Origin of the sequence: Rhodopirellula sp. UBA1907, from assembly GCF_002337565.1 — a bacterium.
In the GTDB taxonomy this organism is placed as follows: domain Bacteria; phylum Planctomycetota; class Planctomycetia; order Pirellulales; family Pirellulaceae; genus Rhodopirellula; species Rhodopirellula europaea.
Genome location: NZ_DDGH01000051.1, coordinates 22,950 through 32,457 on the forward strand (window position 1 = coordinate 22,950; position 9,508 = coordinate 32,457).

At 54.7% G+C, this 9,508-nt stretch carries 10 protein-coding genes; 6 read left to right on the forward strand and 4 right to left on the reverse strand.

Annotated features, from left to right (window positions below):
* Positions 1–106 precede the first annotated feature (106 nt).
* Positions 107–1,081: a universal stress protein gene (locus tag B2R17_RS10975; protein WP_286764016.1), complete on the reverse strand. Its 975-nt coding sequence runs from the start codon at positions 1,079–1,081 to the stop codon at positions 107–109.
* A 14-nt stretch (positions 1,082–1,095) separates the two neighbouring features.
* Positions 1,096–1,995, reverse strand: a complete 900-nt coding sequence (locus B2R17_RS10980) for a universal stress protein (RefSeq protein WP_286764017.1) — start codon at positions 1,993–1,995, stop codon at positions 1,096–1,098.
* A 222-nt stretch (positions 1,996–2,217) separates the two neighbouring features.
* Here B2R17_RS10980 and B2R17_RS10985 point away from each other — a divergent pair, with 222 nt between their 5' ends.
* Positions 2,218–2,811, forward strand: coding sequence for a hypothetical protein (locus B2R17_RS10985; protein WP_008654190.1), 594 nt, complete (start codon positions 2,218–2,220; stop codon positions 2,809–2,811).
* A 137-nt stretch (positions 2,812–2,948) separates the two neighbouring features.
* Here B2R17_RS10985 and B2R17_RS10990 read toward each other — a convergent pair whose 3' ends face one another.
* A complete protein-coding gene (locus B2R17_RS10990; protein ID WP_286764018.1) occupies positions 2,949–3,938 on the reverse strand; it encodes a helix-hairpin-helix domain-containing protein in 990 nt (329 codons plus the stop codon).
* A 13-nt stretch (positions 3,939–3,951) separates the two neighbouring features.
* The gene (locus B2R17_RS10995; protein ID WP_286764019.1) at positions 3,952–4,995 is read right to left on the reverse strand and encodes a dihydroorotate dehydrogenase-like protein; all 1,044 of its coding nucleotides are present in this window, start codon (positions 4,993–4,995) and stop codon (positions 3,952–3,954) included.
* 267 nt (positions 4,996–5,262) lie between these two features.
* On the opposite strand from B2R17_RS10995, the gene B2R17_RS11000 reads away from it, so the two are divergent.
* From B2R17_RS11000 to B2R17_RS11020, 5 genes are all read left to right on the forward strand, one after another.
* Positions 5,263–5,529 (forward strand): hypothetical protein, encoded by a 267-nt coding sequence (locus B2R17_RS11000; protein ID WP_286764020.1) that lies wholly within the window; start codon positions 5,263–5,265, stop codon positions 5,527–5,529.
* A 115-nt stretch (positions 5,530–5,644) separates the two neighbouring features.
* A complete protein-coding gene (locus B2R17_RS11005) occupies positions 5,645–5,902 on the forward strand; it encodes a DUF4404 family protein (RefSeq protein ID WP_037252596.1) in 258 nt (85 codons plus the stop codon).
* 81 nt (positions 5,903–5,983) lie between these two features.
* Positions 5,984–7,513 carry an ATP-binding protein gene (locus B2R17_RS11010; protein ID WP_414707294.1) on the forward strand — a complete coding sequence of 510 codons (1,530 nt, stop codon included), beginning with the start codon at positions 5,984–5,986 and terminating at the stop codon, positions 7,511–7,513.
* Positions 7,506–8,645, forward strand: a complete 1,140-nt coding sequence (locus B2R17_RS11015; RefSeq protein ID WP_286764022.1) for a two-component system sensor histidine kinase NtrB — start codon at positions 7,506–7,508, stop codon at positions 8,643–8,645. Before B2R17_RS11010 ends, B2R17_RS11015 begins: the two co-directional genes overlap by 8 nt.
* On the forward strand, positions 8,642–9,400 hold the full coding sequence (locus B2R17_RS11020) for a response regulator (RefSeq protein WP_286764023.1): 759 nt from the start codon (positions 8,642–8,644) through the stop codon (positions 9,398–9,400). Before B2R17_RS11015 ends, B2R17_RS11020 begins: the two co-directional genes overlap by 4 nt.
* Positions 9,401–9,508: the final 108 nt, after the last annotated feature.

Sequence of the window (9,508 nt, forward strand, 5' to 3'; positions counted from 1 at the left end):
ACATTGGCGTGTCAACTCATTCAAATCGTTGGTCAGACCTCGGCACTCGCCCAGGCAAAGGTGAATCCGATGGTGATCCCACCGATCGGCTCGTCGTCAAACAATTTCATATTAGGGGAAGAGGCTGTTCATCCTCAACGATCACTGTTTGGGACATCTCCACCGGCGAAAGAAATCCGTCCGGTTTGAGGGCCAGCAGGGAACACGTCACATCAGGAACAACGGTCTCTGCGGCATTGCCAATTAAAAACCCAGCCACACCCGTTCGACAAACTGTTCCCATCACGATCAAGTCCGCTTCGACTTCATCGGCAACATCTCGAATTGCATTGGCCGCTGCCCCGTGACGCAGATGCAGGTGAACGTCGTTGGCCTCGGCAAAGGGTGTTTGCAATAACTCATCCAACGCTTGGTGAACCCTGGCTTCGTGTTCACGTCGGACATCGTCGACCGCATCGCTGCCCGCATGGCGACGCACTGATTCTTCCATCCACAATTGCCATGCGGAGACCACATGCAGGTGAGCTTTGTCCCGTTGAGCGATGGAATACGCCAGTTCGAGCATTCTGCGATTCAATTGGGCATGAGCTGCGTCATGTGAATCAACGTCGATCGCCACCAACACACGATCGAATTCGCCATGGATGTCCGGTTTCAACAACCATACCGGGCAAGGACACAACCGAAGCAACGATTTCGCGACGCTTCCAAACAACCGTCCAGCGGTGGAAAATCCATCCGCCGTTTTAACTACCAGGTCATGCTCGTCCTGAATGACTTGTCGAGTGATTTCGGTGGCCGGGTCGCCGATTGCAACCACAACGTCCATCGACAGCCCCGTGTCGGAATAGTCCGCCGCGAGGTTGAGCAAACGTCTTCGGCGATCTGCCGCGACCAGTTTCTCCAGTTCCTTCGGCTCGGCAACATCCGTCAGCATCCCGAACGCCCGCGGAATAGGCTTGACGACGTCCATCAACGTCAGCCGAGCTCCGTTTGCCAAAGCCAACTCGGTTGCTTTGGAAACCGAGGTTTCCGGTTGCTCCGTTCCCGCGTAGACGAGAATGTTTTCAAAATCGTTCATCGCTGATTCACCTTTCAAGTCGCAGCGGTTTGATGGACCATTTGCCCCGTCTGGAAGTCCTCCATCGACCGCCCCCGAGCAATCAAAACACTCGATGGAGCATGACGAAGCACAAAACGCGTCGTGCTTCCCAACACCAGCCGTTCGAACCCGCCGCGTGACGTTTCCCCAACAACGACCAAGTCAACTTGATTTGATTCGATGTAATTCACCAAACCATCACCGATGTGGTCGCTATGAATCACCTGTGCTTGCGTGGACCGTGAGACATCCACCAACCTATCCCTCAACCTATCGAGAAATTCCTTGGCGGCTTGGTCGACCGATGACTCTTCGAAGCTTGCTCGATCCGTCACCTCCACAACTTGCACATCGTTTTCGCTGGCCCATCCCAATTGAGTGAACTCTTCAAAAGCCATCTCAGCGGGCGGACTGGGTTCGCAACCAATTGCGACTCGAAGATGTTGACGACGGCCGGAATCTTCGTTGAGTCGAACCACCAGCACACTGCCGGGAACGTGTGTCGCGACATAGTCGCTGGTACTGCCCAGCAGGATTCGCCCGACCGCCGAATGCCCCTTGGCTCCGACGACCACCAAATCAGGTTGAAGCTCGTTCGCAAGCTTCACAATCGCTTCCCCGGGATGCCCGTCACGAATGAGGTGGCGAAGCTCAACCTTGCAATCGCGAAAGATCTCTTGGACATTTTTGAAGCTACGAGTGGCCTCTTCGCGTTTCCGCTCCAACCACGCTTTGCTCCAACCATCGACCAGAAATCCCTTTTGCGACGGCGGTTCAAATATCACCGTCACGACGTCGATTTCGACCTCTTCGTGAAAACCTAAACGAGCCAAAAACCGAGCGGCTTCTAGTGACGCATCTGAACCATCAATCGTGAGCAAGATCTTTTTCATTGAACTTCCCTTTCGTTGGAAACGATTCCAACGCACTCGGGATGCCAAAGCAAAATATTCGCAAATCGATGTGTTTCCGCCACACAGCACGTGCCGCAGTGCACAGGTGCGCGGATGAGCACGACCGACATGTGAGCATGGTGACCAACTTTCGGAAACGCGACCTCGGTCCCCGTTTTGCTGAAAGGACCATTCGTTACTCAATCACACTCGAACGAACCTATGATCGTGTCCAACCTCAAGAACAAAAACCCTCTGCACGAGGCCAACGAAGCTCACCGCTATTTTTCGCAACTGGAAGGGCAAATCGTCCAACGACTGCGGGAAGAAGCGAGCAGTGATTCTGGGAGAGAGGAACTCATTCGCAGCACCGGAATCCGTGACCCGGAACTTGTCGAGGAACTGGGCAAGCTTGGAATCACCGCCGATGAGTTGGTCTCGCTGCGTTTGTTTCCGCTGGTCATGGTTGCATGGGCGGAGAAGCGAGCCGACGAGCAGGAACGAGAGGCAGTGATGGCGGAAGCACTGAAGATGGGAATCCACGAAGATTCCAGTGCGTGGGTGCTGCTCGACCAATGGCTTCAGAAACGTCCGCCCGGATTGGCCGTGGACGCCTGGAAGCGGTACATCCACGAGATGTTCCATGACATGTCCCGTGTCGCTCAACAACGGCTGATTCTCGTGACCGAGCAACAAATGACACGGGTTGCAAAAGCATCCGGTGGTCACCTGGGTTTTGGCAGACTCTCAGCCAAAGAAAAGGCGACCATCGAACAAACCATCGCTGCCATGCGGCATCAGATCGAAGTCAATTGATGCGCGACGATTGCCCATCCACCCTGCTACGCTTTTTACCGCAGCCCACAGGGTGGCTCCGGTACAAAAACGCAAACAAATGAGACCTGCAGCGAAGCAAAAAATTTCGCAAGCGTCGAAGTGGGTTCACCAATCGCTCAACCGTGGACTCCGAATCGCCCCGCATCGCGTTCCCATTGCACGGGCACCTCCGGGTAGGGAGCATGCCCGGCTTCGCGTTGATGGTAGGCGTTGTGTCGGTGATAGTAACGTTCACAATCCTTTTCGCGACCACGAACGATTCGAAAACCTTTCAGTTCGCCATACTGTGCAGTGATGATCGTCCAGCGGCCATGAGCATGCTCGTCATCTCGAAAGAGGATCACCCAGTCATGAGTTTTCTCTTGCTGCTGAGCCCGCTTGGTGTGTGAGAACATCGCCGTGTAGTGACGCCCCTCTCTTTCCGTGTGCAAGACCGGCACCCAGTCGTGTTCGTTGGATCCCCGATCGCTCAACCGGATCTTTGGAAGCGTCCCTTCTCTGGCACGTATGAGATATCCGCGATCGATGTCGAGTAGCTCGTCGATCGGTACCACCGGTTCCAACTTTGGCTTCGCTTCAGCTTCCTTGACCACACCTCGCTGGGACAGACACGCCTGGATGGCTTCGCATCGTTTCAGCCCGATCCCTGGCACGCGATTGAGACGACCGTCGATGGCGGCGCGAAGCAACTCAGGCAACGTTTCGATGTGCAAGTGATCATAGATGCGATGCGAAAGCTGCGGACCAATTCCAGGAACGGTCGCGAAGAAGTGCTCCGCGTTGGATTGACCTCTCAACCGATCAAGCAACGGAATTCTTCCGACTCGAATCGCAGACTCGATCAGTCCCGATATCGACACGCCGATCGTCGGAAGTGCAACCAATGCTTCCACGCCATCGCGTTCCAAAAGTTCACGAATGGGGGACCGCAGTTCCGCAATCGTTTTCGCCGCCGAACGGTACGCATTGACACGGAATTCGTTCGCGTGTTGCTCACTCAGCAAACTTGCGATTTCCGCCAATTGGTTGGCAATTTTCTGATTCTCTTGCAGACCATCGATCTGCACACCCGCTTGGACGGGTGAGTTGGCATCAATCACAACCATGACAAAGAGCTCGCTAAGTTTGATGACCGAAGGAATCGCCGGTCTGCTGAGAGACCACCGGGGTGGGGTCGAAGTAAGCTTGTTTTCGTGTCAACGGATCGATGTATTCCAATCGCACCGCCTTTTCGTCGCCCGCATGGTCGCGTGGACACGCGTTTCGAAAGTCTTGCAACGTTCGAAAGCGACTCGATTCCACATGCCGTTCGATGCCGTCCACGATGTCGCGAATCGCATCGGGACCTCGTCGATACACGGCCGATGTGACCATGACAACATCTGCACCGGCAATCATCGCCTTGATCGCATCTTCTGAGTTCGACACACCGCCGCTGGCCGCAATGGAGATTGCCTGATCGCCAGCCCGCGCACGAACGATCCCCTCCAAGATTCCACCGATCGAGTTGGTGGGTGACAATTCCCAATTGATCGTCCAGTGCATGCGATCGGTGCTGACGTCCCACTGTGGCATGTGAGTGAACAACACCAATCCAGCCACGCCCACCTGCCGAAGCTGTGTGGCCATCGACGACAAATTGGTGTACCGCTGGCTAATCTTGGCTGCCACCGGGATCACGACGAGCTCCCGAACCTGCCGAATGAGATCGCACATCCGGGCTTCGATGTCGTTGGATGATTCTTCAGAATCAAAAACGGCTTGTTGAAGATTGAACTCCAACGCGTCCGCGCCGGCTGATTCCATCTCCTTCGCAAATTCCAACCACTTCCCCGACGATGAACCATTCAAACTGGCAATCACGGGCACCGAACAAGACTCCTTCAGCCTGCTTATCGTCTGCAGGTACGCTTCCGTTCCACCGTTGTATTTGTCTTGCTGAGGCTGGTAGCCACTACGTTCAATGGCACCGAAGGGATCCGTCGACTTGATGAGCCTGTGCATCACTTGTTCTTGCAGGATCGACGGAAGAACGATTGCCCCCGCGCCAGCCGCAACGATCTGACGAACGGCCTCCGACTGAATCGTCAATGGACAAGCCCCCATCACCACTGGCGATTCCAGCTGCATCCCTAGATAGTTTGTGGTTAGTTCGCTGGGCATCGTGAGACCTCCTGAAAAGATTGACATCAGCGGCCTAACAATCAGGCAAACGATGTACCCGGCCCAAACCTCATCGCCGGTGCTCCCTGGAGCACACTGCTGTGTCATCCGGTCTCATCTTGGTGAGCATCCCGGATCAATATGCGCTCAACCGCTCCACTTTTCGCGTGGCACGCCCGTTGCCAATCTCACTGCGTTGCAAATCGGCACCGCCAATTCGCGCTCCGATTGCTGCTTCCAACCAACTGATCGCGAAAAGGAAAACCAATGCCCGCTTCCGCTCGACGACTCGTCTCGAACATGCTCGACGATCTCAAAGAAGAGCGTGACTCGCTCGCACTGCAAATTCATTTGGGCAAACAGGAAGCCAAGAGTGAATTGAAGCGACTGGACAAAAAGCTCGAACAACTGAACGAGGACTATCAACCGCTCAAGAACGCGGTCGACGAATCAAGCGAAGACATCGTGGCCGCTCTGCAGTTGGTCGGCGACGAAATCATGAATGGGTTCCATCGGATCCGACGATCGCTTTGACGAACCCAACCTGATCAACGGCGTCGACGTATGCACCGTTGTATTTCGGAATAACGCAAACAGACATCCAACTAGGCGGATCATTTGTCAACACCTTCTACCTCACGACAACACCATGCAAGATTCGCTTAATCACACCCTGCGGCAATTACATGAACAATTGGGTGAACTAGATTCACTCGATGACGCTGACCGCCAACAGCTCAAGGACGCCATTCGAGAAATCGAAGAAAGCTTGGATCGATTCGACATCCGTTCTTCGGAACTGGCAAAACGTCTTCACGAGACAACCCAAGAGGTCGCACGCAATCACCCGCATGTGACTCAAGCCGCCGGTCAAGTCGCTGACATGCTTTCGCAGATGGGCATCTGAGGGCTCTTCGCCACCGCCCAGACGCGGGAGCTACCGAGATAGAACGCCGCCGGGTATCATTGCAACGAAAGTTCACGTTGCATGTGCCGTGATCGAATGTGCGTTCATCTCGGAATCAGCACTATGAAGGACGTGTTGACCATCTTGCTCGTCGAGGACGATCCCGATTCGCTCGCGAACATGGTCGACATCTTGGAACTGGACGGTCACGTCGTTCGCGTCGCCCGCAGCTTCGCCGAAGTCTTGAATGCCGAGGTTCAACCAGACATCCATCTGGCCATCCTCGACCGCCGCCTGCCAGACGGTGAAGTGGAAGACCATTTGGCCAATCTCTCCGATCGATTGCCGAACGCTGAATTCATCATCGTCACCGGCTTTGCCAACATGGAAGGAACAATCGCGTCCTTCAAACATGGCGTGACGGACTACCTGCTCAAACCAGTCCACCCCGATGTGATCCGGCAAAGCGTCGCCAGGATCGCCAAACACAAGCGAATGGAAGCCGACCTCCAACGGCAGCAAAGATTTGCAAACCAGTTGCTCGAGACCAGCGAAACATACATCGTCGTTCTCAACCTTCAGGGGCATGCCATTCATGTCAACAAACATTTCTCGGACATCACGGGCTGGCAGCTCGATGACTTGATCGATCAAGACTACATCGATCACTGCATACCAGAATCCGATCGCGAAAACGTTCGCGAAATCTTCGAGCAGACCCTGAAAGGCAACACGTCCTCCGGTATCCGCAATGGATTGCTGACCAAATCAGGTCGAGTTCGCCAGATTCGCTGGTCCGACTCCGTCCTCCGAGACGCCCACGGCAACATCGAATCGGTGCTCGCAATCGGCATTGATGTGACCGCCATCATCGACGCGCAAGAATCCGCCGCGCGAGACCATCGGCTCGCCGCGATTGGACAAACCGTTGCGGGGTTGGCTCATGAAAGCCGCAATGCCCTGCAACGAATCAATGCCAGTGTTGAGCTGCTACGATTGGATCTCCCACCTGAAACCGATACTCGCGAAGAAGTCGATTCGATCGCTCGAGCAGCCGACGAGCTGGGCAATGCATTGGAAGAAGTTCGCGAGTACGCGGCGCCGATCCGATTGCAGCGTGAATTGGTGATGCTTCACGACGTTTGGCGACGGGTGTGGACTTACCTGGCAAAATCACACTCGGATCGCGATATCAAACTGTGCGAAATGCAGTGCGATTGTGGCTGCCCCGTCGAAGTCGACATTTTGCGTTTGGAGCAGGTCTTTCGCAACCTTTTTGAAAACTCGCTCGCCGCGTGTGATGATCCGGTTCGCATCGAAATTCAGTGTCGTTGCGATGGTGCTGAAAACATTCTGCTCGACTACTCCGACAATGGACCGGGGCTCACTGCCGAAGAACAACGAAAGCTGTTCGATCCTTTTTTTACGACCAAGGTCAAAGGCACCGGCTTGGGAATGTCAATCGTTCAGCGCATCCTTGACGCCCATGGCGGCGAAATTCGCGTCGCTGAGCCAACACATCCCGGAGCACGCTTTCTCATTCAGCTGAGCAAGCACGACGGGGCTGTCCAAGACAATTGTTCCGGGGATTGCGAAACGCTCCATGCATGACGACGAACAACTCGCCATCCTGGCATCGGTTCTACGAACCGCAGTGGACGCGATCATCATCATCGATCAACGAGGCACCATTGAGTCCGCCAACATCGCAACGGAGCGAATGTTCGGATTCAGTCCCGGTGAAATGATCGGCCAAAACGTCAAAATGTTGATGCCATCGCCTGATCACGAACAACACGATGGATATCTGGCACGATACCAAGAGACCGGTGAACGACACATCATCGGCATCGGTCGCGAGGTCACCGGGAAACGCAAAGACGGAAGCCTGTTTCCATTGCACCTAGGCGTCAGCGAAGTTCAAACCGACCAACGAAAACTATTCACCGGAATCCTACGAGACATCAGCGAACTGAAGGCCGCCGAAGCGGAGCTCAGGCAACTCAACGCGACACTGGATCAACGGGTCAAAGCCCAGGCGGCTGAGTTGCAACAAGCTCAACTGGAATTGGTTGAGAAAGAAAAGTTCGCGACGCTTGGTCGAATCTCCGGCGGGATCGCTCACGAGATTCGAAATCCGCTCAACGCGATCAAGACATCCGCCTACTACCTCCTCAACGCTCAATCACCTTCGCCCACCAAGACACAAGAACACTTAACGCGAATTGATCGGCAAGTCACAGTCATCGACAGTGCCGTGACGGCTTTATCAGACTTGGCTCGACTTCCCGAACCACAGGCGTCCGAAATTGATCTCGCAGCAATGATCACCGGAATCCTTCGCGAAACCAAACTGCCCGGCAACATCGCCGTCCAACAAAATTTCCCTGAAGAGCTGCCAAAAACCTGGGCGGATGAGAAACAACTTCCCATCGTCTTCAAAAACCTGATACGGAACGCTCGCGACGCAATGCCAGACGGAGGCTCACTGCATTTGTCAGTTCGCATGGACGCCCCCTTCGTCGTTGTAACGGTTCAGGACAGCGGCATCGGCATGCCACCCGAGATAGCACAACGCATCGCTGAACCATTCTTTTCAACCAAGGCCAGAGGAATGGGCTTGGGAATGGCAATCACCACCGCCATCCTCGAAAAGAACCAATGCCAAATGCGGTTGGAATCCGAACCTGGTCGAGGCACGACGTTTGACATCTCAATCCCGATCGCTGGGCAAAACCGATGAAGTCAAAACGCGTGTTGATCGTGGACGATGACCGGGACATCTGTTCGAACATCAAAGACATCCTGGATGACCTTGGCTACCAAACCGACATCGCCCACGACGGTCATTCGGCGCTGGATCTCGTTGATACGAATCGCTACGACGTCGTGTTGCTGGACTATTCCATGCCCGGGATGGACGGCGCAACGCTTCACCAACAAATGGTGCTGCTTCAACCGGAAATCGCGGCGATCATGGTCACGGCCTACGCCCAAGGCGACGGGGCTCAACGAGCACGTGACAGCGGTATCCAACAAGTGCTTCGCAAACCCGTTGACCTGGGCGAGTTACTTCCCTTGGTCGAACAGCTATCCAATTCGCCGATCGTATTGGTCGTCGATGACGATCCTGACTTTTGCAAAACGCTCTGGCACATCCTGCGAGAACGCTCGTATCGCGTCAGCTTGGCACACAACCGAGAAGACGGCGTTCGCAAGGCATTGGACGCCAACTACCAAGTCGCGGTGGTCGACCTGAGTCTGTGCAACGGGCAAACCGATGGTTGCGATGTTCTGCAGAGAGTCGCCGAGGTCAATCCAGCCATCCGAACGATCTTGATCACCGGACACCGAGAAGAAGCGGGAGAGGTTCTAGAACGTTGCAAAGCCAACGGACTCGACGACGTTTGCTTCAAACCACTGGATGTCGAAGCGTTGCTCAACAAAATTGAACTCGGCAAAATTGCAAACGCCAATCGGGACAGCGGAACTTCTTAACGAGCTGTTGATTCAATGAGCCTTACCGCGTTGGCGGCGGCTAGTCAAACGCCAACCGGGGCTAACGCTGGGACGTTCAGTCTTCGGGGTTGCAGGTCGAGGACACGA

Bases quoted from the DNA above. Each gene is read 5' to 3' on its own strand.
- B2R17_RS10975 (WP_286764016.1), bottom strand. From the start codon at position 1,081: ATGAACGATTTTGAAAACATTCTCGTCTACGCGGGAACGGAGCAACCG.
- B2R17_RS10980 (WP_286764017.1), bottom strand. From the start codon at position 1,995: ATGAAAAAGATCTTGCTCACGATTGATGGTTCAGATGCGTCACTAGAA.
- B2R17_RS10985 (WP_008654190.1), top strand. From the start codon at position 2,218: ATGATCGTGTCCAACCTCAAGAACAAAAACCCTCTGCACGAGGCCAAC.
- B2R17_RS10990 (WP_286764018.1), bottom strand. From the start codon at position 3,938: ATGGTTGTGATTGATGCCAACTCACCCGTCCAAGCGGGTGTGCAGATC.
- B2R17_RS10995 (WP_286764019.1), bottom strand. From the start codon at position 4,995: ATGCCCAGCGAACTAACCACAAACTATCTAGGGATGCAGCTGGAATCG.
- B2R17_RS11000 (WP_286764020.1), top strand. From the start codon at position 5,263: ATGCCCGCTTCCGCTCGACGACTCGTCTCGAACATGCTCGACGATCTC.
- B2R17_RS11005 (WP_037252596.1), top strand. From the start codon at position 5,645: ATGCAAGATTCGCTTAATCACACCCTGCGGCAATTACATGAACAATTG.
- B2R17_RS11010 (WP_414707294.1), top strand. From the start codon at position 5,984: ATGTGCCGTGATCGAATGTGCGTTCATCTCGGAATCAGCACTATGAAG.
- B2R17_RS11015 (WP_286764022.1), top strand. From the start codon at position 7,506: ATGCATGACGACGAACAACTCGCCATCCTGGCATCGGTTCTACGAACC.
- B2R17_RS11020 (WP_286764023.1), top strand. From the start codon at position 8,642: ATGAAGTCAAAACGCGTGTTGATCGTGGACGATGACCGGGACATCTGT.